Genomic DNA, 26833 nt, shown 5'->3' with positions numbered 1-26833 from the left:
CGTGCTCCTCAGAAGCTGGCGAACTGCGATTCGTCCGGACCCGCCGCCATCGCATACGCCGGCTGCGCAATGCGCGGACGCGCGCGCCGCGCCCCGGCTCGGCCGCTGGCGAGCGGCTTGACGGCGGGCTTGTCCACGCTGCGGGGCGCGCGCGGCGCGTTCTCTTGGCCCAAATGGAAGAACGCCATCGACTGCTGCAGTTGTTCGGCCTGCGAGCTCATTTCCTCGGCGGTGGCGGCCAGTTCCTCGGACGCGGTGGCGTTCTGCTGCGTGGTCTGGCTCAGCTGCACCACCGCCGAGTTGATCTGCGCCACGCCGGAGGACTGCTCCTGCGACGCCGCGGCGATCTCCTGCACCAGGTCGGAGGTCTTCTTGATGCTGGGCACGATGGTCTCCAGCAGACGCCCGGCCTTCTCCGCCAGCTGCACGCTGCTGCCGGCGACCTCGCCGATCTCCTGCGCGGCGACCTGGCTGCGCTCGGCCAGCTTGCGCACTTCCGCGGCGACCACCGCGAAGCCCTTGCCGTGCTCGCCGGCGCGCGCGGCCTCGATCGCCGCGTTCAGCGCCAGCAGGTTGGTCTGGTAGGCGATGTCGTCGATGATGCCGATCTTCTGCGCGATCTGCTTCATCGCCGATACCGTGGCGACCACCGCCTCGCCGCCCTCCACCGTTTCCTTGGCCGCCTGCGCGGCCATGCCGTCGGTGATGCGTGCGTTCTCGGTGTTCTGCCCGATCGACGCGGTCATCTGCTCCAGCGAGGCGCTGGTCTCCTCCACGCCGGCCGCCTGCTCGGTCGATGCCTGGCTCAGCGACTGCGCGGTCGCACTGACCTCCTCCGAGGCACCGGCCAGGGACTGCGCGCTGGCGTTGACCTCGCCGACCACCTGCTGGAGCTTTTCGACCATGCGCCGCATCGCCAGCAGCAATTGGCCGGCTTCGTCCGTGGACTTGGTCTCGATCAGGATGCTCAGGTTGCCCTGCGCCAGCGCGTTGGCCACGTCCACCGCATTGCCGATCGGTTTGGTCACGCTGCGGCTGATGAAGAAGCCCAGGCCGACCCCGAGCAGCACGCCGCCGACGATGATCGCGACCAGGGTCTTGGTGCTGCTGGCATAGATATCGCCGGTCGCATCGTTGGCCTTGGATGCATTGGCTTCCTTGATCATGCTCAGGTCCGACATCAGCGCATCCAGTTCGTCGCTGCTGCCGCGCACCGCCCTGGACAACTCGGCCAATTGCGCATTGCCCACCGGCAGCGGCTGCTGCACGACCGATTCGACGAACTTACCGCGCAGTTCCAGATAGTTCTTCCACACCCGATCGAAGTGCGACAGCTTGGCCTTGGCCTCCGGCTCATCGAGCAAGGCCCTGGCCTTGTTCATGTGTTCCACCACTTCCGAGGTGTATTTGTCGAGATTGGCGATCTGCTTCAGGCGCTCTTCCTCGGAGCTGGCCAGTTGCAGGTTGAGGCGGGCGCGCCCGGCGTTGATCAGGTTGATGTTGGCTTCCTTCAGGTTCGACATGCCGACCAGTTCGCGCTCGTACAGCCGCGTCGCATACTCGTTGATCTTTCCCGAGTTGAGGATGCCGATCCAACCGATGCACGCACCGATGGCGGCGACGATAAGGAACGCGCCGGTCAACCTGATACCGATTTTCACATTGCCCAACATGATGATTCCCCCGATTGTTTGGTAACGAGCGCGCCACCACGACGCGTCCGAACGTCCTTCCCGTTGCACCAAGCCGATCGGGAACGAATCGGCAACGTCTTTCAGATGTGGCATCGACGTGGCGTCGACGCAGTGCAGATCGCCCGTTGCTTGCAGGCTATCGGCAATCGGCAAAGCCGTCTTTAACCGCGGCCTAAACTGCAGAATCGCGCATACGGACAAGCGCCGGCGAGGCTTCGCTGAATACGGAAAGAGCCTTCCACCGCAGTGGTCTCGCTTGCCTGGAGCGGTGTCGCCATGTTTCGGCCGGAATGCCGCATTTGTCCTTTGCGGCCAATTCCCACCATCACCGGCCGGCAATGAACTGGGATGCACACCGCCGTTGCTTGTAGACAAAGAGTGAAATGCGCCATCGCGCAGCGCGGCGGCAATGGCGCGGGCGCCGGACGCAGCCCCCGTCGCGATGCCGCGGCCTCAGCCGCGAACCGCGATCGTGGCGATACCGGCATGCAGGCCCGCCGCCGTCCTCAGGCGCTGCCGCGCGCCGGCGCTGTCGGCGGCGCTCAACGCCTGCAGCGGCTCGAAACGCTCCGCCACCCAGGTCGCCACCGGCACGCCATCGCGGTACAGCACCCGCGCCCCAGGCATGCGCGGCACCCGGTTGCCCGGCAGCACGCTGCCGAGCAGGTTCGCCGGGTCGGCGGCGGCGACGCACAGCCAGGCGCCGTCGTGCGGTTCGCGCCGCATCCGGCGCAACAGTCCGATCGCCTCGGCTGCGCGAACTGCTCGCCGGACAGCCCGTCGATGAAACGTCCGCCGCGGATCTCGCCGCGCGCCTCCAGCCAGCGATAGACGCGCAGCAGTTCGCGCCACGGCGGCAGCCACGCCGCCTCGCGCTCGAGCAGGCGCCAACAGACCACGCCATAGCGGCGCAGCAGGGTTCGCGCCAGATGTTCGACCGCCTCGGCGCGGGCGGCGCCGTCGCCGGCGTCCACGGCGCCGCGTAACAGCGCCCAGCGGCCCGCGTCCTGGATGGCGTACAGCGGCACCCGGCGCCGGCGCCGCGACAGCGCCGACGGCCGCTTCGATGCCGGCACCGGCAACGCGCGCAGCCCGGCGTAGCTGTCGCAATGGATGCGGCCGGCGGCCACCAGTTCCGCCAGCGCCTCTTCCAGCTCGGTGGACAGTAGCCGCGTGGCGTCGGCGATCTCATCGAAGAACGAGGCGCCGCGCGCGCCCAGGCAGTCGGCGACCTTCTGCGCGCGCGTGCCGAGCGCGCCGGGAACGACCGGCATCGACGCCAGCCGCGCCCACTGCGCCGCGCTGCGCCGCGGCAGCAGCACGATCGGCGTGCTGCGCAGCGAACCGCCGCCGGCCATGGCAGCCGCCGCCGGGCGCAGCCGCGTCCACAGCGTGCGTCCGGCGCTGCACAGCTCGTCCAGCCAGCCCGGCGCATAGTCGCGCACCCGCGCCGACAGCAGTTCGGCCTCCCGCAGCGCCGCCGGCGCCTCGAAGCCTTCCAGTTGCGCCAGCACGCTGGCCAGCGCCTCGGCGCCGGCGACCTGGCCTTCGCCGTCCAGGTGCTGCCAGCGGAACAGGAAGCGCGCGTAGTCGCGCGGCGCCACTGGCTCGATCTCGCGGCGCAGCCGGCCCAGCGTGCAGCGATGGATCCGCGCCAGCAGCTGGCGCTCGCACCACTCGGCGGCGGCCTCGGCGCTGAAGCGGCCGGGCAGCACGTAGCCGTCCTGCTGCAGCGCCAGCAACGTCGCCTGCACCTCGCGCAGCGGCAGCCGCAGCGGCGCTGCCAGCGACGCCGCGGTCACCGGCCCCAAGGCGGACAGGCGCGAGCGCAACAGCTCGCGCAACGCTCCGTCGCGCTGCCAGTCGTCGATCGCGTAGCCGTCCGGCACGGCGATGCGCGGCTGCGCGGCGGCTTGCGGATACAACGGCGCGACCAGCGCCAGCGATTCGGCCGCAACCCATAGCGCGGCGCCGTCGGCATCAATCCCTGCTAGGCGAGTGGCCCGCGCATCGGCGGCCAGTTCGGCCAGCCAGGTCGGCCACGCCGCGTGCATGGCGGCCTCGGCGTCCGCCAGCGCACCGAGCGCGACCAGCGCCTCGTGCATCTCGTCGCGGCTGCGCGGCTGCGGCCAGGCCTCGGCGCGCACCGCGGCGATCGCCTCCGGATCGAGCCGGCCGAGGTCCTCGGCGCTGTCCGGATCCTGGTAGCGACGGCCGTGCACGGCCTGGGTGCGGCGCTCTTCCAGCGGCGCATCGTCGAGGAACGCGTACGGCCGTGCGTCCAGCGCCTCGGCCGCCAGCGGCGACGGCGCCGCCAGATCGCGCGCCAGCACGCGCACGCTGCCATCCTCGATGCCGCGCAACAGCCGCAGCCAGCCGTCGCTGTCCATCGCCTCGTGCAGGCAGTCGTGCAACGTCTGCGCGACCAGCGGGTGCTCGGGAATCTCGCGCTCGCCGACCAGATTCTCGGCGCACACCACCTGGTCCGGGAACACCGTGGCCAGCAGGTCCTCGGACTTCATCCGCTGCAGTTGCGGGGCGACCTTGCGCCCGCCGGCGAAGCGCGGCAAGGCCAGCGCATTGGTGGCGTTCCAGCGCCAGCGCACGCCGAACAGCGGCGCATCCAGCAGCGCCTGCACCAGCACCTGCAGCGCCGACGACGCATGCAGGTAGCGCGCGACGTCCTCCAGCGCGAAGCTGTGCCGGGTCGACAGCGACAGCACGATCGCGTCTTCGGTGGCCGCCGCCTGCAGTTCGAAATTGAAGGTGCGGCAAAAGCGCTTGCGCAGGGCCAGGCCCCAAGCGCGGTTGATGCGGCTGCCGTGGACGCTGTGGATCACCAGTTGGGTGCCGCCGCTGGCGTCGAAGAAGCGCTCCAGCACGATGCACTGCTGCGTGGGCAGCGCACCCAGCGCGGCGCGCGCGCGACCCAGGTAGTCGACGATTTGTTGCGCGGCGGCGGCATCCAGCGCCAGTTCCGCGTCCAGCCAGGCCAGCGCCTGCGCCGCGCCGCCCTGCTCCATGCACTGTTCCAGTTGCGCGCGCAACCGCGCCACGCCGGCCGACAGTTCGTCGCTGCGCCCCGGCGCCTCGCCAAGCCAGAACGGGATGTTCGGCGGCGCGCCGCGCGCGTCCTCCACCCGCACCCGCCCCGGCTCCACGCGCAGGATGCGGTAGCTGGCGTTGCCGAGCTGGAACACGTCGCCGCTGAGGCTCTCGACCGCGAAATCCTCGTTGACCGTGCCGATGGTCTCGGCCTGCGGCTCCAGCAGCACGCTGTAGTCGCCGCTCTCGGGAATGGTGCCGCCGGAAGTCAGCGCCGCCAGGCGCGCGCCGCGGCGCTGACGCACGCGGCGATGCACCGCGTCGCGATGCAGATAGCCGGCACGCGGCCCCAGCCGCGTGCTGAAGCCTTCGCTCAGCATCCGCAGCACCGCGTCGAAGCAGACGCGCGGCAGCGCCGCGTAGGGCCAGGCGCCGCGCACCAGCGCATACAGCGCGTCCTCGTCCCATTCCTGGCACGCCACCTCGGCAACGATCTGTTGCGCCAGCACGTCCAGCGGCGCGTCGAGCAGGCGCAGCGCATCCAGTTCGCCGCGGCGCACGCAGTCGAGCAGTGCCGCGCATTCGACCAGATCGTCGCGCGATTGCGGGAACAGCCGCGCCTTCGGCGTGCCGCCGACGGCGTGGCCGGAACGTCCGGCGCGCTGCAGGAAGCTGGCGATCGAGCGCGGCGAGCCGAGCTGGCACACCAGGTCCACCTCGCCGATGTCCAGGCCCAGTTCCAGCGATGCGGTGACGACCAGCGCCTGCAGCCGACCGGCCTTGAGCCGTTGCTCGGCGAGCAGCCGCGCCTCGCGCGCCAGGCTGCCGTGATGCGCCGCCACCGCGTCCCTGCCGAGCAACTCGGCAAGGTGCCGCGCCGTGCGCTCGGCCATGCGCCGGGTGTTGACGAACACCAGCGTGGTGCGATGCGCGCGCACCAGCTCGGCCAGGCGCGCGTACACCTGCTGCCATTGGTCGTTGGACATGCTCGCGCTGAGCGGCGTCGGCGGCAATTCCAGCGCCAGGTCGCGGGCGCGCGCATAGCCGATGTCGACGATCGCGCAATCGGGCCGCCCCGCATCCACCGCAGCAGCGCTGCCGACCAGGAAGCGCGCGACCGCGTCGATCGGCTTCTGCGTCGCCGACAGGCCAATGCGCAGCGGCGGCGCCGCGCACAGCTGCTGCAGGCGCTGCAGCGACAGCGCCAGATGGCTGCCGCGCTTGTTCGCCGCCAGCGCGTGAATCTCGTCGACGATCACCGTGCGCACGTGGCGCAGCGCATCGCGGCCGGATATCGAACCAAGCAGCACGTACAGCGACTCGGGCGTGGTCACCAGCACGTACGGCGGCCGCCGCCGCGCCTGCGCGCGCTCGCGCTGCGGCGTGTCGCCGGTACGCACCGCGGTGCGGATCTCCACAGCGGGCAGGCCGAGCGCGGCCAGTTCGGCGCGGATGCCGGCCAGCGGCGCTTCGAGATTGAGCCGGATATCGTTTGAAAGCGCTTTCAGCGGCGATACGTACAGCACCTGGGTGCGATCGGCGAGCACGCCATCGCGCAGACCTTCACGCAACAGCGCATCCAGCGCGGCGAGAAACGCGGTCAGGGTCTTGCCAGAGCCGGTCGGCGCGGCCACCAGCGTGTGCCGTCCGGCCTGGATCGCGGGCCACGCGGCCAGCTGCGCCGGTGTGGGCGCAGGGAAGCGGCGCTCGAACCAACGGGCGACGGCGGGATGGAAGCGTGCTTGTACGAACGACATGCGGTCTCCTGCGACGCGCGCCATTGCAATCGGATGCGATGCGCGGAAGGCGGAACCGTCGCGATTGTCCCACGCGACATTCGCGAAAACGGCGCATGCAACAGGTACGTTACAGGCGCCGATCAAGCGGGGGTGCAGCGCACGGCTGTTTTCAAGAGGTTTTTCGGTTAATCGTTCATCCAGAACTGCGCTGTCTACCACGCAGGTGCGGAGGCGCGGTTATGTTGTCGATGACGTCACAGGAGCCACCCGGAAGCCTGCATGCAGCACGGAAGCACGATCGAACACCGGCGCACGGGTGCCTGCGCAACGCTGCCCGCATGCCTGCGGCGTTGCGCGAAGGAACCGATCCGCAGCGATGCGGACGTCCTGGATGGGTTCCATCGTTTCACTCCGTCACCACACTTCGTCACCAGCCAAGGAGCATCACCAATGGCACACAGCGACTCGAACGTCTCCACCACCCACTGGGTCCAGCACGTCAACGAATCCAGCGACGCGCTGGACCTCGCCGCCAACGTGTTCGAACGCGACGACCCGGTGTCCATCGCCCGTTCGCTCAAGCATTCCGCCGACCAGAGCGCGCGGCGCCGTACCGGGCCCTACCGCTCCGCGATGTCGATGCTGACCTTCTATATCAACCGCGCCGGCAAGCAACTGCCGGCCCAGCGCCGCGAGGTGCTGGAGCAGGCCAAGGACGAACTGCGCAGTCTGTACGGCAGGCCACGCAAGGGCGCCGCCGGTTGAAGGCGGCGACGCTGCGCCGCGCGGCGCAGCGTGATGCGCGCGGCAATTCCGCATTCCGCTGGCGCCGTCCAGGCGCGATCCGATTGCCCTGCGCCGAAACATGGGCGCATGATCGGCGCATGAGCAAGGAACCCGACGTTTCGGACTGGGTCCAGCGCCCTGCCGATGCCACTGCCGAGCGCGCTCCCGTCGCCTCGGCGATGAGCGAGGACGCGCTGCTGCTGTCGCGGATCATCCTCGCCCAGGGCGAGATCGCCGCGGCCGGCAGCGATCCGCTGCAGGTGGTGGACGTGGTGACCCGCCGTGCGCAGGAACTGACCCGCTCCACCGGCGCGGTGGTGGAGATGTGCGACGGCAACGACATGCTGTACTGGTCGGCCAGCGGCATCGCCGAACAGCACCTGGGCCTGCGCCTGCCCAGCCAGGACAGCCTGTCCGGGCTGTGCATGCGCAGCGGTCAGGTGCTGCAATGCGACGACTCGGAGGAAGACCCGCGGGTCAACCGCGCCGCCTGCCGCAAGGTCGGCCTGCGCTCGATGCTGGTGGTGCCGCTGCGCTATGGCGACCGCGGCATCGGCGTGCTCAAGGTGATGTCGCCCTACCGCTGCAGCTACACCGCACAGGACGTGCGCACGCTGGAGATGCTGGCGACCCTGGTCGGCGCGACCCTGGCGCTGGCGATGGACCGTGCCGCGCTGCAGACCGACATCGCGCGCCGCCAGAACGCGGAGAAACACGCGTTCCGCGAGAGGGCGGCGATCGCCACGCGCATCCGCGAAGCGGTCGCCAACGAGCGCCTGCAGATCGTGACGCAACCGGTCCTGGCGCTGGCCACGCAGCGCATCGTCGGCGTGGAGGCATTGTCGCGGTTCCCGTCCAACCCCGGGCAGCCGCCGCTGCGCTGGTTCGAGGACGCGAGCAGGGTCGGGCTGGCCCTGGAGCTGGAACTGGCCGCGGCGCGCAAGGCGCTGCCGTTGCTGGCGCAGCTGCCGGCGCCGTTGTACCTGGCGATCAACGTCTCCGCGCAGACTCTGCTGCACCCGCAGCTGGAAGCGCTGCTGCATGGCCACGACCTGTCGCGGGTGGTGCTGGAAATCACCGAGCAGTTGCAGGCGCCGGACTATCCGCGCCTGTCCGGGCACATCGGCGCGCTGCAGCGGCAGGGCCTGCGCATCGCTCTGGACGCCGATATCGGCTTCGCCAGCCTGCACCACCTGCTGCACCTGTCGCCGGACATCATCAAGCTGGACCTGACCCTGACCCGCGGCATCGATGCCGAACCGCGGCGCCAGCGGCTGGCACTGGCGATCCTGTCCTTCGCCGCCGAGACCGACGCCAACGTGATCGTCGAAGGCATCGAGACCGAGAGCGAGCTGGCGACGCTGCAGGCGCTGGGCGCGCGCTACGGGCAGGGCTACCAGCTGGCCCATCCGGGGCCGCTGTCGGCGCACCTGACGCGCTATCCGGTGATCGGCGACGAGCCGGGCTAGTGTTGTGTCTCACAAATAATCTGAACTATGTAGCAACTTGGCTGTCGAAGTGTTTTCCGTGTAAGAGACGATAGCGATGGCTCGCACAGGACGCCCCGTCACGAAGCTGCAGATCACTGATGCCGAGTGCGCGGAACTGAAGGGCCGCCTGCGAATACGCAAGGCGCCGGAGGACGAGAAACTACGCATGCGGATCGTGTTGGGTTGCGCAGCAGGGGAGTCGGGAAACGTGATCGCTGAGCGCTTGCAGACCACGATCCAGACGGTATCCAAGTGGAGGCGACGCTACGAGGCCTACCGATTGGCCGGGCTGACGGATGCTCCGCGTACAGGACGTCCGCGCAGCGTAGACGATGAACAGGTCCAGCAGATTGTGGACAAGGTCCGCCAGAGCGCGCCAGCAAACGCCACGCATTGGAGCGTGCGCCAAATGAGCCGGCAGACCGGCGTTTCGCCAGCCACGGTGCAACGCATCTGGCATGCCTTCGGTCTCAAGCCGCACTTGCAAGAGACCTTCAAACTGTCCACGGATCCGCATTGCGTGGACAAGGGGCGTGATGTGGTGGGGCTGTACCTGGCTCCGCCGGACCGTGCGCTGGTGTTGTGCGTCGATGGGAAGAGCCAGATCCCGGCGCTCAACCGCACCCAGCCCGGCTTGCCGCTGAGCTTTGGCAAGCCGGCCACGCGCCCCCATGACTACCGGCGTCATGGGACGACCTCGCTGTTTGCAGCATTGGATGTAGCCACCGGCAAGGTCATCGGACAGCTCAAGCCCCGCCACCGCAGCGTGGAATGTCTCCGGTTCCTGAAAACCATCGAGGCCACTGTGCCGGGCAAGCAGGAGATCCATTTGATCATGGACAACTACGGTACGCACAACACGGAGAAGGTCGGTGCCTGGTTGGCGGCCCATCCCCGCTGCCACGTCCGCTTCACTCCGACCTCGGCCTCATGGCTCAACCTGGTCGAGCGCTTCTTCAGTCAGCTCAGTGAGCAGTGGATCAAGCGTGGCGCCCACACCCGCGTCAACGATTTGGAGCAGGCCATCAAAGACTACATCGACCGCCACAACGAGAATCCGAAGCCTTTTGTCTGGCACAAGAGTGCTGATTCTATTATCACCCGCGTCGCATGGGCGGCCACTAAACTTAGTTAATATTATTTGTGAGACATCACACTAGAGCACTTTCGATCCAAATGATGCCACTTGTGGGAGCGACTTCAGGGCACCTCTAAAAACCCTTTTTTGGCATCATAAAAGGCCAAAAAAAGACAGCCGAGGTCTTGCGATGATCAGCTTGTTTGCTGGGCACGAACGCGAGTCCAAGCGGCAGCAGATGGGCGACCGGCTGACGCTGCTGTCGCGCCATATCGACTTCGCGGCGATCGCCCAGGCGGTGGACGCGAAGCTGACCCTGGGAACGGGTCAGCGTGATGGCCGTCCGGCCTTCAGTCGCGACGAACTTTCACGCCGACGTGCGCCAGGTGTTGTCCATCATGGCCACCTGGGCCTGGATCCGCACCGGATCCCCGCTGTCCCACATCTATGCGCGCCTCACCGCCGCAGGCAAGCCCGCCAAGGTCGCCATCGTCGCATGCATGCACAAATACCTGCGGTGGCTCAATGACATCGCGCGCGATCGAGCGACGTACGCGCCTCCTGCGCTCGCCTCTGCATGACAGTTGACTCCCACAACACTCCGCTGGCTGCCCGACGTCCCCCCGCTTTCAGTAGCGGGGCTCTTTAGAGTCCGGGTTTCATCGTAGCGGCTTTGGCCGCTAGCTGTTGGGCATAGGCGGCCGGGGTCAGGCCGCCCAAGATCTTCTTCGGTCGCTCCTCGTTATATTCCCGTCGCCAGGTCTCGATCTCGGTGCGGGCGTGCAGCAGCCTCGGGAACCAGTGCTCGTTGAGGCATTCGTCGCGCAGGCGGCCGTTGAAGCTCTCGATGTAGGCGTTCTGGTTCGGCTTGCCTGGCTGGATCAAGCGCAGCTGCACACCGCGCTCGTGGGCCCACGTCACCATCGTCTTGCCGCAGAACTCCTTGCCGTTGTCGGTGCGGATCACCTGCGGCAGACCCCGTGTCAGCGCCAGCCGATCCAGCACCCGGGCCACGCCGTGGCCGGAGATGGCCCGCTCCACCTCGATCGCCACCGCCTCGTGCGTGGCATCGTCGACGATGGTCAGGGCCTTGAGCACCCGGCCCTCGGCGGTGCGGTCGAACACGAAGTCCATCGACCAGACCTGGTTGGCGGTTCCAGGCCGAAGCAACGGTTGGCGCTCGCCCAGCAGCACCTTCTTCCGCTTGCGCCGGCGCACCTGCAACCTGGCCTCCTGATACAGCCGTTCCACCCGCTTGTAGTTCACCGGCCACTGCTCCTGCCGCAGCTTCAGATAGATCATCCCGACGCCGTAGCGCTTGTGCCGCTGCGCTAGCGCCAGGATCCGCTCGCGCAGCTCGACGTTGCGATCCGGACGTGGGACGTAGCGCAGCGCGCTGGCGCTCATCCGCACCACGGCCAGCGCCCGCCGCTCAGGGAGCCCGCGCTCCATCAGGTGCCGCACCAGCATCCTGCGCGCCGGTGCGGTCACCACTTTTTTCGCAGGGCGTCCTTGATGACGTCGTTCTCGAACAGCTGCTCGGCCAGCAGCTTCTTCAGCCGCGTGTTCTCCGCCTCCAGCTCCTTGAGCCGCTTGGCCTCCGGCACGCTCATGCCGCCGAACTTGCTGCGCCACAGGTAGTAGGAGGCCTCGCTGAACCCGTGCCGCCGGCACAGGTCCTTCACCGCCACGCCGGCTTCGGCCTCACGCAGGAAGCCGATGATCTGCTCTTCGGAAAAGCGCTTCTTCACGTCCAATCTCCGTCTCGTTGGGGATTGGACTCCAAATCGCCGTGCTACTCAAAACCGGGGGGGACGTCGTGCCAATAGCAAGAGTCGAAACTGCTCTAGCGCGCGGCAAGCCTCGTTAAAGCATCTGGATTGCTGTTGCAGGAGCAGCTCTGGATAGCCTTACGCGTCCCGATCGCTCACGGAGCACACGCCGCGCCAGCGCCACCCATGAAAAAAACGGGCCGAAGCCCGCTTTTTGCTGGTACAGCGATAAGCGCCGACGGCTTACTCGGCGGTCATGCCCTCGCCTTCCTCGACGGCCTTCATCGACAGGCGGATGCGGCCCTGCTTGTCGACCTCCAGCACCTTGACCTTGACCAGATCGCCTTCCTTCAGCACGTCGCTGACCTTCTCGACGCGGTCGCTGGAGATCTGCGACACGTGCACCAGGCCGTCCTTGCCCGGCAGGATGGTGACGAACGCGCCGAAGTCCATGATCTTGGCGACCTTGCCTTCGTAGATGCGGCCCGGTTCCACGTCCGAGGTAATCTGCTCGATGCGCGCCTTGGCGGCCTGCGCGGCGATCGCGTTGACCGAGGCGATGACGATGGTGCCGTCGTCCTGGATGTCGATCTGGGTGCCGGTCTCCTTGGTGATCGCCTGGATGGTCGAGCCGCCCTTGCCGATCACTTCGCGGATCTTGTCCGGGTGGATCTTGATCGTCAGCAGGCGCGGCGCGTAGTCGCTCAACTCCGACCGCGGCGTGGTCAGCGCGCTGGCCATCTCGCCGAGGATGTGCAGGCGGCCGGCCTTGGCCTGCGCCAGGGCCTGCTTCATGATCTCCTCGGTGATGCCTTCGATCTTGATGTCCATCTGCAGCGCGGACACGCCTTCGGCGGTACCGGCGACCTTGAAGTCCATGTCGCCGAGGTGGTCTTCGTCGCCCAGAATGTCCGACAGCACTACGAAGTCGTCGCCTTCCTTGACCAGGCCCATCGCGATGCCCGCGACCGGCGCCTTCACCGGCACGCCGGCGTCCATCAGCGCCAGCGAGCTGCCGCACACCGAGGCCATCGACGAGGAACCGTTGGATTCGGTGATTTCCGAGACCACGCGGATCGTGTACGGGAACTCTTCCATGCTCGGCATCACCGCCAGCACGCCGCGCTTGGCGAGGCGGCCGTGGCCGATCTCGCGACGCTTCGGCGCGCCGAAGCGGCCGCACTCGCCCACCGAGTAGGGGGGGAAGTTGTAGTGGAACAGGAAGTTTTCCTTGTACTCGCCGCTGACCGCGTCGATCACCTGGCCGTCGCGGGCGGTGCCCAGCGTGGTGACCACGATCGCCTGGGTCTCGCCGCGGGTGAACAGCGCCGAGCCGTGGGTGCGCGGCAGCACGCCGGCCTTGACGCTGATCGGGCGCACCGTGTCCAGCGCACGGCCGTCGATGCGCACCTTGGTGCTCAGCACCGAGCCGCGCATGGTCTGGTACTCCAGCTCGCCGAACTCCTTGGACAGGTCGGCGGCGACCCAGCCTTCGACCGTGGCGCGCGGCGCCAGCTGCGCCAGCACGTCCTTCTTGATCGCCGAGATCGCATCGCGGCGCTGAAGCTTGTCGCGCACCTGGAAGGCCGACGCCAGCTGCTCGCCGACCGCTTCCTTCAGCGCCGCGATCATGCCGTCGTTCTTCGCCGGGGCGACCCAGTCCGACGGCTTGGTGCCGGCTTCGACGGTCAGCTCGTTGATGATGTTGATGACCTTCTGCATCTCGCGATGGCCGAAGGTGACCGCGCCCAGCATCACTTCTTCCGACAGCAGCGCCGCTTCGGACTCGACCATCAGCACCGCGTTGGCGGTACCGGCCACGACCAGCTCCAGCTGCGAGTCCTTCAGCTCCGACACGGTCGGGTTGAGGAGGTATTCGCCGTTCTTGTAGCCGACCTTGGCGGCGCCGATCGGGCCGTTGAACGGGGTGCCGGCCAGCGACAGCGCGGCCGAGGCGCCGATCAGCGCGGCGATGTCGCCGTCGATGTCCGGGTTCATCGACATCACCGTGGCGATGATCTGCACTTCGTTCTTGTAGTCCTCCGGGAACAGCGGACGGATCGGACGGTCGATCAGACGCGAAATCAGCGTCTCCTTCTCGGTCGCACGGCCCTCGCGCTTGAAGAAGCCGCCGGGGATGCGGCCGCCGGCGTAGAACTTCTCCTGGTAATCGACCGTCAGCGGGAAGAAGTCCTGGCCTTCGCGCGCGCTCCTGGCGGCGACGGCGGTGACCAGCAGTACGGTGTCGTCCATCTTGACGATGACGGCGCCGCCGGCCTGGCGGGCGATCTCGCCGGTTTCGAGGGTGACGGTGTGCTTGCCGTACTGGAAGGTTTTGGTGATTTTTGCCACGGGGTTTCCTTGGATGATGCTGTCTTCGAATGGACCGCTGACGGCCCATGCCGCTGGCGGGTGGCCGGGAGGATCCGGCCGGCGGCGCGGAGCGTTCCCCGGGCCAGGGTATTACCCAAAACAAAACCGCGGCGCATCACTGCGCCGCGGTGGGGTGCGTTGACTCAGCGACGCAGGCCGTGCTTCTCGATCAGCGCCTTGTAGCGCTCGCCATCCTCCTTCTTCAGGTAGTCGAGCAGGCGGCGGCGGCGGTTGACCATCTGCAGCAGGCCGCGGCGGCTGTGGTGATCCTTCTTGTGGGTGCCGAAGTGGCCGGTCAGCAGTTTGATGCGGGCGGTCAGCAGCGCGACCTGCACTTCCGGGGAGCCGGTGTCGGCGGCGGCGCGCTTGTTTTCTTCGATGATTTTCTGGGTGTCGATGGGCATGAGGTTTCTCTGGGATGCGGAGCCGGCAGGAACGTGCGGATGACGCACCGCCTGGATCGCCGATTGCGAAGAGTGCGCCGAAGCGCGGGGATGCCGGAAAGGCCGCGGAATTGTACCGGTCCCAGGCATGGCGAACAAGGCGTTAACACGGCGTCACGGTTCAGCCCGACACCTGGGCGGCCCGTGCGGGAAGTGCCGGTGCGTGCGATGCAGCCCGGATCAGAGATTGAACATGCGCTGCGGCGCCAACAGTCCGCTGTCGTCGACCTGGCCCAGGCCCAGCGGCACGCCGTCGGCGCCGAACACCGCGACCGCACCCCGCGCCCAGTCGGCCCCGCGCAGGCGCTGGCCCATGCGAAAGCGCAGCGCCGCAGCATGGTCCAGGCACAGCGGCGGGAAATCGGCCAGGCCGGCGGCCAGCGGCAGCAGCAGTGCCTCCAGCGCCGCCGGGTCCTGCGCGGCCAACTGCTGCAACTGCTCCAGGGTCGCCATCTGCGGCTCCCGGAACGGTTCCACCCACAGCCGCCGCAGCCCGGCAATATGTGCGCCGCAGCCCAGCGCCTCGCCCAGGTCGCGGGCCAGGCTGCGGACATAGGTGCCGGAGCCGCAGGCCACGTGCAGGCGCAGGCGTTCGCCTGCGTGGGCGAGCACGTCGATGGCGTGGACCTCGACCTCGCGCTCCGGCGCCGCGATCGCCTCGCCGCGGCGCGCCTTCGCGTACAGCGGCTCGCCACCCTGCTTGAGCGCCGAATAGATCGGCGCGCGCTGGCGGATGCGCCCACGCAGCGGCGCCAGCGCCGCCTGCAGCGCGGCCGCATCGATCGGCGGCAGCGGCCGGGTGCGCAGCACCGCGCCGTCGGCATCGTCGCTGTCGGTGCTGACCCCGAGCACGATCTCGGCCTCGTAGGCCTTGGCCGAGCCCAGCAGCAACCCGGCCAGCTTGGTCGCCTCGCCGAAGCACAGCGGCAGCAGGCCGGTGGCCAGCGGGTCCAGACTGCCGGTATGGCCGCCCTTCTCCGCGCGGAACAGCCGCCGCGCCGCTTGCAGCGCCGCGTTGGAACTCATGCCGGCCGGCTTGTCGAGCAATACGATGCCGTCGAGGCGGCGGAAGGAAATACGGGGCAGGCGGGGGCCGAACACGGGCATGGGGGGCAATCGGAATCGGAATCGGGACCGGGACCGGGGACTCGGGACTCGGAAAAGCCGAATCGGGAGTCGGACGGTGAGGCCTGCGATGGCGCGGGCCGGGCTTTGGGATACAGCTGCCGAACGGTAGCGGACAGCGGATGCGACGACGGCAGGCGACGACGCCGAAGAACGGCCATCGATGCAAAAAACTGCTTGCCATTCGCCAATGCGGCTTGCGTGCGGCCTCGATGCTTGCGCATCGTGCCGCCGCTCAACCCTTGGACGCGGCCGGCTCGCTGTCGCCGTCGTCGTCTGCGGTCTCCTGCAGTTCCGGCATGTCGCGCAGCAGGTTGTCGATGCGCTCGCCGCGGTCGACCGAATCGTCGTAGTGAAAATGCAGTTCGGGCACGTGGCGCAGCTTCATCGCCCGCGCCAGCTCGCTGCGCAACTGCGGCGCCAGTTCCTTCAGGCCCTTGACCGCTTCGGCCGAGCGCTCCGGCAGCAACGCGGTGACGAACACCTTGGCATGGGCCAGGTCGCGGGTGACCTCGACATCGGAAACGCTGACCGACGGCAGGCCATGGTTGCGCACGGCCGAATGCACGATCGTGCCCAGGTCGCGGCGGATCTGCGCGGAGACACGATCGGTACGGTGGAAGGATTTTGTCGCCATGGTCCGGAACCTCTCTGTTCGGGACCCGGGACCCGGGTCCCGGCTATCACAGCGTGCGCTGCACTTCGATGCGCTCGAAGCACTCGATCTGGTCGCCCGGCTTGACGTCGTTGTAGGCCTTCACGCCGATACCGCACTCGGTACCGTTGCGCACCTCGTCGACGTTCTCCTTGAAGCGACGCAGCGATTCCAGCTCGCCCTCGAACACCACGGTGTTGTCGCGCAGCACGCGGATCGGCTTGTTGCGCTTGACGATGCCCTCCACCACCATGCAGCCGGCGACCGCGCCGAACTTGGAGCTGCGGAACACGTCGCGCACTTCGGCGGTACCGATGATCTCTTCGCGGATCTCCACGCCGAGCAGACCGGAGGCCACTTGCTTCACCTGGTCGATCACGTCGTAGATGATCGAGAAATAGCGCAGGTCCACGCCGTTGGTTTCGATGATGCGCCGCGCCGACGCGTCCGCACGCACGTTGAAGCCGATCACCGTGGCCTTGGACGCCAGCGCCGAGTTCGCATCGGACTCGGTGATGCCGCCGACGCCGGAGTGGATCACGTTGATGCGGATCTGCTCGTTGGACAGCGCCACCAGCGACTGCTTCAGCGCTTCCACCGACCCCTGCACGTCGGCCTTGATCACCAGGTTCAGCGACAGCTGGCCTTCGCCCTTGCCGAGCTGCGACATGATGTCTTCCATGCGGCTGCCCGCCGAGGACACCAGGCGCGATTCGCGGCGCTTGGCTTCGCGCTGCTGCGCCACGTCCTTGGCCAGGCGCTCGTCGTCGACCACGACGAAATCGTCGCCCGCATCCGGCACGCCCGACAGACCCAATACCTGCACCGGGATCGACGGACCCGCCTCGGCCGGCTGGCCGCCGGTCTCGTCGAACAGCGCACGCACGCGGCCGTACTGCACGCCGCACACCAGGTAGTCGCCGCGCTTCAGGCTGCCCTGCTGCACCAGCACCGTCGCCACCGGGCCGCGGCCCTTGTCCAGCGAGGATTCGATCACCACGCCGCTGGCGCGGCCCTCGAACACCGCCTTCAGTTCCAGCACTTCGGCCTGCAGCGAGATCGCGTCGAGCAGCGTGTCGATGCCCGCGCCGGTCTTGGCCGAGACTTCGACGAACTGGGTGTCGCCACCGAATTCTTCGGCGACCACGTCCTGCGACAGCAGTTCGTTCTTGACCCGCAGCGGATCGGCGCCGGACTTGTCGATCTTGTTGACCGCCACGATCAGCGGCACGCCGGCCGCCTTGGCGTGCTTGACCGCCTCGATGGTCTGCGGCATCACGCCGTCGTCGGCCGCCACCACCAGCACCACGATGTCGGTGAGCTTGGCGCCGCGCGCGCGCATCGAGGTGAAGGCCGCATGGCCCGGGGTGTCCAGGAAGCTGATGACGCCGCGGTCGGTCTCGACGTGGTAGGCGCCGATGTGCTGGGTGATGCCGCCGGCTTCGCCGGAGGCGACCTTGGTGCGGCGGATGTAGTCCAGCAGCGAGGTCTTGCCGTGGTCGACGTGGCCCATGATGGTGACCACCGGCGGACGCGGGCGCTTCTCGCCCTGCGTGTCCTCGGTGTGCGCCAGCAGCGCGTCCTCGGCGTCGGCGCTGCCCGCGCGCACCGGCTTGTGGCCCAGTTCCTCGGTGATCAGCGCCGCGGTGTCGTGGTCGATGGACTGGGTGATGGTGGCCATCACGCCCATCTTGAACAGCGCCTTGACCACGTCGCCGCCCTTCAGCGCGAGCTTCTGCGCCAGGTCGGCCACGGTGATCGTGTCGCCGATCGCCACGTCGCGCACCACCGGCGCGGTCGGGCGCTCGAAGCCGTGCGCGCCGCCGCCGCTGCGCGCCGGTTCGGCCTGACGGCGGCCGCCGCTGGCGCCGCCGCGCGGCTTGCCGCGCACGTTGGAACGGCGCGCGCGATCGGCCGCGGACAGGTGCAACTGGCCGGCGAAGCGGCTGGTGCTGTCGTCGTCCTCGACCCCGGCGACCATCACGTGCGAGCCGCGGGTCTTGTGCTTGTTGCCGGCGTTGCGGTCGTCGCTGCGCGGCGCGGCCGGCTTGGGCGGATGGTGCGGCGCGGTGGCCGGGCGCGGCAGCCGCGGCGCCGCGGCGCCCGCGTGCTGGCTGGCGCCGGCCGTGGCCGGCGGCGCCGACTCGGCTTCCGCCGCGACCTGCACGGCCTTGCGCTCGGCTTCCACGCGATCGCGCGCGTCCTGCTCGGACTTGCGCTTGCGCTCGATTTCCTCGGCGCGCGCGCGGTCCTGCTCGGCCAGCTTCTGCTGCTCGGCCAGATTGCGCTGCTTGGATTGCTCCAGCTTGCGCAGGATCTCGGCGCGCTCGTCATCCACCCGTCCGCCCGACGCCGTGCCCGCGCGCTCGGCGGCCAGATCCTCGGCCGTCTTCAAGTAGGTGCGCTTCTGCCGCACCTCGACGTTGACCGTGGTCTTGCTGCGACCGGCGCTGACCGTCACTTCCTGCAGCTTGCGCCGGTTCAGGGTGATCTTCTTCGGCGCGGCCTGGGCTTCTTCCTCGACCGGCTTGTCGGTCTTGCCGTGGGTACGGCGCAGGAAGCCGAGCAGCTTCATCTTTTCGGTGCTGGTCACGACCTGGTCGGGACCGCTGAACTTCATCCCGGCCTCGGCCAGTTGAACCAGCAGTTTATCGACCGGCGTGTTCACCAGTTCGGCCAGCTTGCGGATGGTGGTTTGCTGCGACATTCGGATCCTATGATCTGGTTGGCGCCCCCTCGCCGCGAGCGAAGGTAGCGCGGATTCTAAGCCCTGATCGGGTCAGGGCGGCATTCATCGCCGACTCATTCGCCGCGCTCCAACCGGGCGATCTCCTCGGCACGGGCGGCCAGGATGAGCGCAGCGGCGCGCTCCTGGTCCAGGTCCTCGATGCCGAACTCGAGGATTTCGTCGGCTGCCAGATCCGACAGGTCCTCGCTGGTGCGCACGCCATGGCCGGCCAGCGCGTAGGCGGTGGCCTCGTCCATGCCGTCCAACGACAACAGGTCCGCCGCCGGCACGCCGCTGTCGTCGCTTTCCTCGGCGGCCAGCGCCTCGTTGAGCAGCGCATCGCGCGCGCGCGCGCGCAGTTCCTCGACGATGTCCTCGTCGAAGCCTTCCACCGCCAGCAGCTCGCCGACCGGCACGTAGGCGATCTCCTCGACCGAGTTGAAGCCCTCGGCGACCAGGATCGCGGCGATCTCCTCGTCCACTTCCAGCTTGTCCATGAACAGCTGGCGGGCGACGGACTGCTCGGCCTCGGACTTGGCCGCGACCTGCTCGGCGGTCATCACATTGAGCTGCCAGCCGGTCAGGCGGCTGGCCAGACGCACGTTCTGGCCGCCCTTGCCGATCGCCTGGGCCAGGCGGTCTTCGGCCACCGCCAGGTCCATCGCGTGCTTCTCTTCGTCGACGATGATCGACTGCACCTCGGCCGGCGCCATCGCGTTGATGACGAAGTTGGCCGGGTTGTCGTTCCACAGCACGATGTCCACGCGCTCGCCGTTGAGCTCGTTGGACACCGCCTGCACGCGCGAGCCGCGCATGCCGATGCACGCGCCGATCGGATCGGTGCGGGTGTCGTGCGCCAGCACCGCGATCTTGGCACGGTCGCCCGGGTCGCGCGCGCAGGCCTTGATCTCGACCAGGCCCTGGCCCACTTCCGGCACTTCCAGCTTGAACAGCTCGATCATGAATTCCGGTGCGGCGCGGCTGATGAACAGCTGCGGGCCGCGCGGCTCCGAGCGCACCTCGGCCAGGTAGCCGCGCACGCGGTCGCCGGCGCGCAGCACGTCGCGCGGGATGCCCTTGTCCTTGGGAATGAAGGCCTCGGCGTTACCGCCCAGGTCGACGTAGATGTTGCCGCGCTCGGCGCGCTTGACCACGCCGGTGACCAGTTCGCCGACGCGGTCCTTCCATGCGTCCACCACCTGCTGGCGCTCGGCTTCGCGCACGCGCTGCACGATCACCTGCTTGGCCGCCTGCGCGGCGATGCGCCCGAAATCCGGGTTCTCGATCTGCTCTTCGATGTAGTCGCCGACGTCCACGCCCTCGGCCTCGTCAACCGCGTCCATCAGGCGGATCTGCCGGTCCGGCGATTCCATCACCACCTCGTCGGCCACCACTTCCCAGCGCCGGTAGGTCTCGTAATTGCCGTCCTTGTGATCGATGGCGACGCGGGTCAGCACGTCCTGATCGGGATAGCGCTTCTTCGCCGCCGACGCCAGGGCGGCCTCGATCGCGTCGAAGATCACCTCGCGCGGCACGCCTTTTTCGTTGGCCACCGCGTCGACTACCAGCAACAGTTCCTTGCTCATTCTTTCACTCCGCGCGCAGCCGTGTCGGCTGCCGGTTCATTGGATGGTTTCTTGTTTTTCTTGTTGGGTTTTGCGGTCTTGCCGGACGGCTTGGGGCGCTTGCCCGGCTTGGTCGGGGCCAGGCCCAGCGCCGCCCAGTCGGGCAGGATCCGCGCCTTGTCGATATTGTCGAAGTCCACCGCCAGCTCGGCGCCGTCGACCTCGAACACGATGCGGCCGGCGGCCGCGTCGACCTGGGCGATGCGCCCCTGCAGGCGGCGCCGGCCCTGCTGCGGCAGCTTCAGCACCACCTTGGCCGACTCGCCCTGGTGGCGCGCGAACTGCACTGCGGTGAACAGCGGGCGGTCCACGCCGGGCGAAGACACCTCCAGCGTGTAGTTGCCGCTGATCGGGTCCTCCACATCCAGTTGCGCCGACACTTCGCGGCTGACCCGCTCGCAATCGTCGATGTCGACGATGCGCCCAGGCTGTTCGGCCAGCGGCACGTCGATATACAGGCGCAGCGTGGCGCCGCCGGAGGCCGGCAGGTACTCCGCCCCCAGCAGTTCCAGGCCCAACGCGTCCACGGTCGGGCCCAGCAGATTCGCGATTTCGTTTGCCTTGTCGCTCACAGCCTGCCTTGCATCTGGATGAATGAAGAGCCGGTCCCGGTGGTTTCCGCGGACCCCGGAAACGACAAAGGGCCCGTTGGGCCCCTTGTCCGGTACGACTCCGGTCACGCTGGATTCCGGTTGCCAAGACGGGAACATGCGTCTTCGCGAAGCCCAGATTTCCCTATCGCAGGTAACCGCCGAAGTGGTTGCCGCCGTAGAAAAACATGGTAGCGGGGGCAGGATTTGAACCTGCGACCTTCGGGTTATGAGCCCGACGAGCTGCCAGACTGCTCCACCCCGCAGCAGAAGCGGAATTATGAAGAACCAGCGCGATGATTGCAAGCCCTGATTTTTCATCCGACCCGGCGGCGGTGCCGCCGGTCTTCGAGCGACATGATAACCGCAAGCCACCGATAGCGAAATACCGATCGCACCGCTCGACGCAGAAACGGCAACGCCGCCAGGATGGCGGCGTTGCCGCAAACAGCTTGAAAACAGCGCTTTCGCGCGCGATCAGGCCAGGTGCGCGAAGGCGCGCTGGCACCACGCCATCAGCGGGCTCCAGGCCAGGCCCAGCGCCAGCAAGCCGATCGCGTTGACCCCCAGCACCACGCCAAGCGCGCGGTCCTCGTTGCCCGGCAACGGCGCGCCGACCGGCTCGTCGAAGTACATCACCTTGATCACGCGCAGGTAGTAGAACGCGCCGATCACCGCGCACAGCACCGACAGGATCGCCAGGCCGGTCCACCACAGGTTGTCGGTCGGCACCGCGAGCACTGCGCCGAGCACCGCCAGCTTGGCCCAGAAACCCAGGAACGGCGGCACGCCGGCCAGCGAGGCCATGACGCACAGCACCAGCAGCGCCATCCACGGATTGCGCGCGTTCAGGCCCTTGAAGTCGTCGATGCGCTCGGCCTCGAAGCCCTTGCGCGACATCGCGATGATCGCGCCGAACGAGGCGGTGGACATCACCGCGTAGCAGATCGCGTAGAACAGCGCCGCCGCATAGCCGCGCTCGCCGCCGCCGGCCACGCCGAGCAACAGGAAGCCGATGTGCGAGACGGTCGAATACGCCAGCATGCGCTTGAGGTTGCTCTGCGCCAGCGCCATCAGGTTGCCGACCAGCAGCGACAGCGCGGCCAGGCCGCCGACCACCCAGTGCCACTGCCCGGCCAGCGAGCCCACGCCCACTTCCAGCAGCCGGTAGGCCATGCCGAACGCGGCCAGCTTCGAGGCCGAACTGATGAACAGCGCGACCGGCGCCGGCGCGCCCTGGTACACGTCGGGCAGCCACATGTGGAACGGCGCGGCGCCGAGCTTGAAGGCCACGCCGGCGATCATGAAGATGGTGCCGGTCAGCAGCAGGGTGCGCTCCTGACTGGTGCCGATCGCCTCGTGGATGCCGCTCAGGCTCAGCGTGCCGGTGGCGCCGTAGATCAACGACATGCCGTACAGCAGCAGGCCCGAGGCCAGCGAGCCGAGCACGATGTACTTCATCGCCGCCTCGGTGGCCATGCCGTTGTCGCGGTTCGACGCGACCAGCGCGTACGAGCACAGCGCCAGCAATTCCAGGCCCAGGTACACCATCAGCAGGCTGCCGGCCGAGACCAGGATCATCATGCCGACCGTGGCGAACAGCACCAGCACCGGGATCTCGCCCTGGTACAGCCGGCGCTCGCGCAGGTAGCTCCAGCCATAGATCAGGGTCAGCGCGCTGAGGCCGACGATCACCGTCTTCATCACGTCGGCGGCGGCGTCGCGCACGAACATGCCGTTGAACACCTCGCCCTGCCCGCCCACGCCGGCCAGCAGCATCGCGAACACCGCGACCAGGATCGCCACCGAGACGATATGGGTCCAGGCCTTGTTCCGCTCGCTGACGAACAGATCGAGCATCAGCAGGGCGAAGGCGCCGGCGGTCAGCACCAGCTCGGGGAGCAGGGGCGGCAGATCGACGGCGGTCAGGGGCAGCAGCGCAGGGGTGGTCATCATCAACTCTCTGGAATCATTTCGCTCGACGGCCCGATTACAGCTTGCTGGTGGCGATCTGCGCCGCCAGCTTTGCGATCGAGGGTTCCATCAGGTCGGTCAGCGGCTTCGGATACAGGCCCAGGACCAGCACGCCCACCGCGAACACGCCCAGCACCAGCGCCTCGCGGCCGTTGATGTCCTTCAGCTCGGCCACGTGCGCATTGGCCACCTCGCCGAAGAACACGCGCCGGTACAGCCACAGCGTGTAGGCGGCGGTGATCACCAGGGTGGTCGCCGCGGCGAAGGCCAGCAGCGGGTGCGCCTGGAAGCTGGCCATGATCACCATGAACTCGCCGACGAACCCGCTGGTGCCCGGCAGGCCGGCATTGGCCATGAAGAACAGCATCGCGAACGCGGCGAACCACGGCATCACGTTGGCCACGCCGCCGTAGTCGGCGATGCGGCGGGTATGCATGCGGTCGTAGAGCACGCCGACGCAGGAGAACATGGCGCCGGACACGAAGCCGTGCGAGATCATCTGCACCATCGCGCCCTGCAGGCCCAGGCGCGCGGCGTCGGTGCTGCCGAAGCCGACCAGGGCGAAGGCGACGAAGGCGCCCAGGGTGACGAAACCCATGTGCGCGATCGACGAATACGCGATCAGCTTCTTCATGTCGTCCTGCACCAGCGCGACCAGGCCGACGTAGATCACCGCGATCAGCGACAGCGCGATCACCAGCCCGGCCCATTCGTTGCTGGCGTCGGGCAGGATCGGCAGGTTGAAGCGCAGGAAGCCGTAACCGCCGATCTTCAGCGCGATCGCGGCCAGGATCACCGAACCGGCGGTCGGCGCCTCCACGTGCGCGTCCGGCAGCCAGGTATGCACCGGGAACATCGGCACCTTGACCGCGAAGGCGATCAGGAAGGCGAAGAACAGCCAGGTCTGCTCCTTGGAGCTCAGCGAGAGCTGGTACAGGTCGGCGAGCTGGAAGCTGCCGCCCTTCAGGTACAGGTAGATCAACCCGACCAGCATCAGCACCGAGCCGAGGAAGGTGTACAGGAAGAACTTGACCGCGGCGTAGATGCGGCGCGGGCCGCCCCAGATGCCGATGATCAGGAACATCGGGATCAGCATCGCCTCGAAGAACACGTAGAACAGCATCGCGTCAGTGGCGGCGAAGATGCCGACGGTGACGCCTTCCAGGATCAGGAACGCGGCCACGTACTGGTTGACACGCTTCTCGATCGAGGTCCAGGCGCCGATCAGCGCCAGCACCGTGACCAGCGTGGTCAGCACGATCAGCGCCACCGCGATGCCGTCGGCGCCGAGGTTGTAGCCGATGTCGTAGGCCGGGATCCACGCATGGGTCTCGACGAACTGCAGCGCGTCGCTGGCGTAGTCGAAGCCGGTGAGCAGCGGCAGGCTGAGGGCGAAGGTCAGCAACGCGACCAGCAGCGACGCCCAGCGCGCCGCCTTGGCGTCGCGCAACGCGAGGATCAGCGCGCCGCCGAGGATCGGCAGCCAGATCAGGAGAGTAAGCAGGGGCCAGTTCGACACGTGTTCTTATTCCGTACAGGTCAACGCCAGAAATGCATCAGCACGCCCAGCAGGGCAATGAGACCGATGATCATCGCGAAGGCGTAGTGATAGAGGAAACCGGATTGCGTGCGACGCAGCAGATTGGCCGCCAGGTCGATCACGCGCGCGGTGCCGTTGACCATGACGCCGTCCACGACATGCGTATCCACCGCACGCGACACCTTGCCGAGGCCGAGACCGGCGCCGGCGAAGCCGTTGATCCAGAGCTTGTCCAAACCGTACTTGTTCTCGAGGATCCACACCGGCAGCGAGAACGTCTTGCGCGCCTTCGCCGCCAGTGCCGGCTTCCACAGGTACAGGATCCAGGCCAGGGCGAAGCCGGCCAGGGTCAGGAAGAACGGCGGCTGGGTCAGGCCGTGCAGCGCGAACGCGACCGGGCCGCGGAACTCCTCGGCCAGCGCGCCGACGGTGTCGCGCGCCGGGTTGTAGAAGTCGATGATGCCGCTGAAGAAACCGACCGCCTGGCCCTTGATGGCCACCGCGGCATGGTGCCCGGCCCAATCGGTGCCAAACAGCATCGGGCCGATGGTGAAGAAGCCGATCGCGATCGACGGGATCGCCAGCAGCACCAGCGGCACCGTCACCACCCACGGCGACTCGTGCGGTTCGTGCGCGCCGTGGTGGCCATGGTCGTGGTCGTCGTGCGCCTGGTCGTGGTGCGCGTCGTGGGCATGGGCCTGCGCCTCGGCGTCGGTGCGCGCGCCGTCGTGGTGCGCGTGCGCCTCGTGCGCAGGCGCATCGCGGAAGCGTTCCTTGCCGTGGAAGGTCAGGAACAGCAGGCGGAAGCTGTAGAAACTGGTGACCAGCACGCCGCCGAGCACCGCCCAGTAGCCATAGGTCGCAATCCAGCTGTGCGATTCGTGCGCATGGTGCGCGGCCGCCTCGATGATCGTGTCCTTGGAGTAGAAGCCGGCGAAGAACGGGGTGCCGACCAGCGCCAGGGTGCCGATCACGCTGGTCCAGTAGGTGACCGGCATGTACTTGCGCAGGCCGCCCATCTTGCGCATGTCCTGCTCGTGGTGCATGCCGATGATCACCGAGCCGGCGGCCAGGAACAGCAGCGCCTTGAAGAAGGCGTGGGTCATCAGGTGGAACACCGCCGCCGAGTACGCCGACACGCCCAGCGCCACGGTCATGTAGCCCAGCTGCGACAGCGTCGAGTAGGCGACCACGCGCTTGATGTCGTTCTGCACGATGCCGATCAGGCCGGTGAAGAACGCGGTGGTGGCGCCGACGAACAGCACGAAGTCCAGCGCGGTCTGCGACAGCTCGAACAGCGGCGACATGCGCGCCACCATGAAGATGCCGGCGGTGACCATGGTCGCGGCATGGATCAGCGCCGAGATCGGGGTCGGGCCTTCCATCGAGTCCGGCAGCCACACGTGCAGCGGCACCTGCGCCGACTTGCCCATCGCGCCGATGAACAGGCAGATGCAGATGATCGTCGACACGTTCCACCGATGGCCCTGGAACAGCGACACCTGGGCCAGGCCCCCGACGGCCTCGTTGCCGAGCACGGCGGTGGCGTTGGCGAACACGGTGGAATAGTCCAGCGTGCCGAACCACAGCAGCACGCCGGCGATGCCAAGGATGAAGCCGAAGTCGCCGACGCGGTTGACCAGGAACGCCTTCATGTTGGCGAACACCGCGCTGGGGCGCTTGAACCAGAAACCGATCAGCAGGTACGAGACCAGGCCCACCGCTTCCCAGCCGAAGAACAGCTGCAGGAAGTTGTTGCTCATCACCAGGCTCAGCATCGAGAAGGTGAACAGCGAGATGTAGCTGAAGAAGCGCTGGTAGCCCGGATCGTCGGCCATGTAGCCGATGGTGTAGACGTGCACCAGCAGCGACACGAAGGTCACCACCACCATCATCATGGCGGTCAGCCGGTCGACCATGAAGCCGACGTGGGCCGAATAGTGGCCGACCTCGAAGAAGGTGTAGACGTTCTGGTTGAACGGCGCCGCGCCCTGCCCGACCAGCTGGTACAGGGTCCAGCACGACAGCGCGCAGCTGACCGCCACGCCGAGGATGGTGACGGACTGGGCGCCCTGGCGGCCGACCTGGCGGCCAAACAGGCCGGCGATGATGCTGCCGAGCAGCGGCGCAAGCACCACCGCGATCAGCAGACTCTTGGAGAGAGTGATGTCCATCT

Annotated in this window: 16 protein-coding genes, 1 tRNA gene and 1 pseudogene; 4 read left to right on the top strand and 14 right to left on the bottom strand. The window is 67.8% G+C overall.

What is annotated here, in order from left to right:
• Positions 1 to 8: 8 nt before the first annotated feature.
• Both G4Q83_RS02305 and G4Q83_RS02300 read right to left on the bottom strand, forming a co-directional pair.
• Positions 9 to 1673 carry a methyl-accepting chemotaxis protein gene (locus G4Q83_RS02305; RefSeq protein WP_128421616.1) on the bottom strand — a complete coding sequence of 555 codons (1665 nt, stop codon included), beginning with the start codon at positions 1671 to 1673 and terminating at the stop codon, positions 9 to 11.
• Between the two features lie 513 nt (positions 1674 to 2186).
• Positions 2187 to 6496, bottom strand: a pseudogene (locus G4Q83_RS02300) (DEAD/DEAH box helicase); the annotation flags it as partial.
• Between the two features lie 432 nt (positions 6497 to 6928).
• On the opposite strand from G4Q83_RS02300, the gene G4Q83_RS02295 reads away from it, so the two are divergent.
• The 4 genes from G4Q83_RS02295 (at position 6929) to G4Q83_RS02280 (ending at position 10413) form a co-directional block, all read left to right on the top strand.
• Positions 6929 to 7243 carry a DUF3175 domain-containing protein gene (locus G4Q83_RS02295; protein ID WP_128421615.1) on the top strand — a complete coding sequence of 105 codons (315 nt, stop codon included), beginning with the start codon at positions 6929 to 6931 and terminating at the stop codon, positions 7241 to 7243.
• A gap of 119 nt (positions 7244 to 7362) precedes the next feature.
• The gene (locus G4Q83_RS02290) at positions 7363 to 8733 is read left to right on the top strand and encodes a sensor domain-containing phosphodiesterase (RefSeq protein ID WP_128421614.1); all 1371 of its coding nucleotides are present in this window, start codon (positions 7363 to 7365) and stop codon (positions 8731 to 8733) included.
• Between the two features lie 76 nt (positions 8734 to 8809).
• On the top strand, positions 8810 to 9889 hold the full coding sequence (locus tag G4Q83_RS02285; RefSeq protein WP_185817325.1) for an IS630 family transposase: 1080 nt from the start codon (positions 8810 to 8812) through the stop codon (positions 9887 to 9889).
• Between the two features lie 275 nt (positions 9890 to 10164).
• On the top strand, positions 10165 to 10413 hold the full coding sequence (locus G4Q83_RS02280) for a hypothetical protein (RefSeq protein WP_185817324.1): 249 nt from the start codon (positions 10165 to 10167) through the stop codon (positions 10411 to 10413).
• Positions 10414 to 10477: 64 nt separating this feature from the next.
• Here G4Q83_RS02280 and G4Q83_RS02275 read toward each other — a convergent pair.
• The 12 genes from G4Q83_RS02275 to nuoL form a co-directional block, all read right to left on the bottom strand.
• A protein-coding gene (locus G4Q83_RS02275; RefSeq protein ID WP_185817403.1) for an IS3 family transposase occupies positions 10478 to 11583 on the bottom strand; the annotation gives its coding sequence in 2 pieces (ribosomal slippage) (positions 10478 to 11325 and positions 11325 to 11583; 1107 coding nt in all).
• Between the two features lie 264 nt (positions 11584 to 11847).
• On the bottom strand, positions 11848 to 13956 hold the full coding sequence (gene pnp / locus G4Q83_RS02270; RefSeq protein WP_128420392.1) for a polyribonucleotide nucleotidyltransferase: 2109 nt from the start codon (positions 13954 to 13956) through the stop codon (positions 11848 to 11850).
• 164 nt (positions 13957 to 14120) lie between these two features.
• Positions 14121 to 14381, bottom strand: coding sequence for a 30S ribosomal protein S15 (rpsO, locus tag G4Q83_RS02265; protein WP_128420391.1), 261 nt, complete (start codon positions 14379 to 14381; stop codon positions 14121 to 14123).
• 219 nt (positions 14382 to 14600) lie between these two features.
• Entirely contained in the window at positions 14601 to 15527 is a 927-nt protein-coding gene (gene truB, locus G4Q83_RS02260) for a tRNA pseudouridine(55) synthase TruB (protein WP_128420390.1), read from the bottom strand.
• A gap of 253 nt (positions 15528 to 15780) precedes the next feature.
• Positions 15781 to 16182 (bottom strand): 30S ribosome-binding factor RbfA, encoded by a 402-nt coding sequence (gene rbfA, locus G4Q83_RS02255; protein WP_128420389.1) that lies wholly within the window; start codon positions 16180 to 16182, stop codon positions 15781 to 15783.
• A 46-nt stretch (positions 16183 to 16228) separates the two neighbouring features.
• On the bottom strand, positions 16229 to 18907 hold the full coding sequence (gene infB, locus G4Q83_RS02250; RefSeq protein ID WP_128420388.1) for a translation initiation factor IF-2: 2679 nt from the start codon (positions 18905 to 18907) through the stop codon (positions 16229 to 16231).
• 95 nt (positions 18908 to 19002) lie between these two features.
• Positions 19003 to 20514: a transcription termination factor NusA gene (gene nusA, locus G4Q83_RS02245; RefSeq protein ID WP_128420387.1), complete on the bottom strand. Its 1512-nt coding sequence runs from the start codon at positions 20512 to 20514 to the stop codon at positions 19003 to 19005.
• Entirely contained in the window at positions 20511 to 21125 is a 615-nt protein-coding gene (gene rimP / locus G4Q83_RS02240) for a ribosome maturation factor RimP (protein ID WP_128420386.1), read from the bottom strand. Before rimP ends, nusA begins: the two co-directional genes overlap by 4 nt.
• A 207-nt stretch (positions 21126 to 21332) precedes the next feature.
• A tRNA-Met gene (locus tag G4Q83_RS02235) sits at positions 21333 to 21409 on the bottom strand.
• Positions 21410 to 21620: 211 nt separating this feature from the next.
• Positions 21621 to 23096 carry an NADH-quinone oxidoreductase subunit NuoN gene (gene nuoN / locus G4Q83_RS02230; RefSeq protein ID WP_128420385.1) on the bottom strand — a complete coding sequence of 492 codons (1476 nt, stop codon included), beginning with the start codon at positions 23094 to 23096 and terminating at the stop codon, positions 21621 to 21623.
• A gap of 37 nt (positions 23097 to 23133) precedes the next feature.
• A complete protein-coding gene (locus G4Q83_RS02225) occupies positions 23134 to 24636 on the bottom strand; it encodes an NADH-quinone oxidoreductase subunit M (protein WP_128420384.1) in 1503 nt (500 codons plus the stop codon).
• 20 nt (positions 24637 to 24656) lie between these two features.
• Positions 24657 to 26831 (bottom strand): NADH-quinone oxidoreductase subunit L, encoded by a 2175-nt coding sequence (gene nuoL / locus G4Q83_RS02220; RefSeq protein ID WP_128420383.1) that lies wholly within the window; start codon positions 26829 to 26831, stop codon positions 24657 to 24659.
• Between the last annotated feature and the right edge of the window lie 2 nt (positions 26832 to 26833).

The sequence above is a fragment of the Xanthomonas theicola genome (assembly GCF_014236795.1).
Lineage (GTDB): Bacteria > Pseudomonadota > Gammaproteobacteria > Xanthomonadales > Xanthomonadaceae > Xanthomonas_A > Xanthomonas_A theicola.
This window is presented reverse-complemented; position numbering and strand designations above follow the sequence as displayed.

Excerpts from the sequence above, each read along its gene's own strand:
- G4Q83_RS02305 (WP_128421616.1), bottom strand. The coding sequence starts at position 1,673 with ATGTTGGGCAATGTGAAAATCGGTATCAGGTTGACCGGCGCGTTCCTT.
- G4Q83_RS02295 (WP_128421615.1), top strand. The coding sequence starts at position 6,929 with ATGGCACACAGCGACTCGAACGTCTCCACCACCCACTGGGTCCAGCAC.
- G4Q83_RS02290 (WP_128421614.1), top strand. The coding sequence starts at position 7,363 with ATGAGCAAGGAACCCGACGTTTCGGACTGGGTCCAGCGCCCTGCCGAT.
- G4Q83_RS02285 (WP_185817325.1), top strand. The coding sequence starts at position 8,810 with ATGGCTCGCACAGGACGCCCCGTCACGAAGCTGCAGATCACTGATGCC.
- rpsO (WP_128420391.1), bottom strand. The coding sequence starts at position 14,381 with ATGCCCATCGACACCCAGAAAATCATCGAAGAAAACAAGCGCGCCGCC.
- truB (WP_128420390.1), bottom strand. The coding sequence starts at position 15,527 with ATGCCCGTGTTCGGCCCCCGCCTGCCCCGTATTTCCTTCCGCCGCCTC.
- rbfA (WP_128420389.1), bottom strand. The coding sequence starts at position 16,182 with ATGGCGACAAAATCCTTCCACCGTACCGATCGTGTCTCCGCGCAGATC.
- infB (WP_128420388.1), bottom strand. The coding sequence starts at position 18,907 with ATGTCGCAGCAAACCACCATCCGCAAGCTGGCCGAACTGGTGAACACG.
- nusA (WP_128420387.1), bottom strand. The coding sequence starts at position 20,514 with ATGAGCAAGGAACTGTTGCTGGTAGTCGACGCGGTGGCCAACGAAAAA.
- nuoN (WP_128420385.1), bottom strand. The coding sequence starts at position 23,096 with ATGACCACCCCTGCGCTGCTGCCCCTGACCGCCGTCGATCTGCCGCCC.
- nuoL (WP_128420383.1), bottom strand. The coding sequence starts at position 26,831 with ATGGACATCACTCTCTCCAAGAGTCTGCTGATCGCGGTGGTGCTTGCG.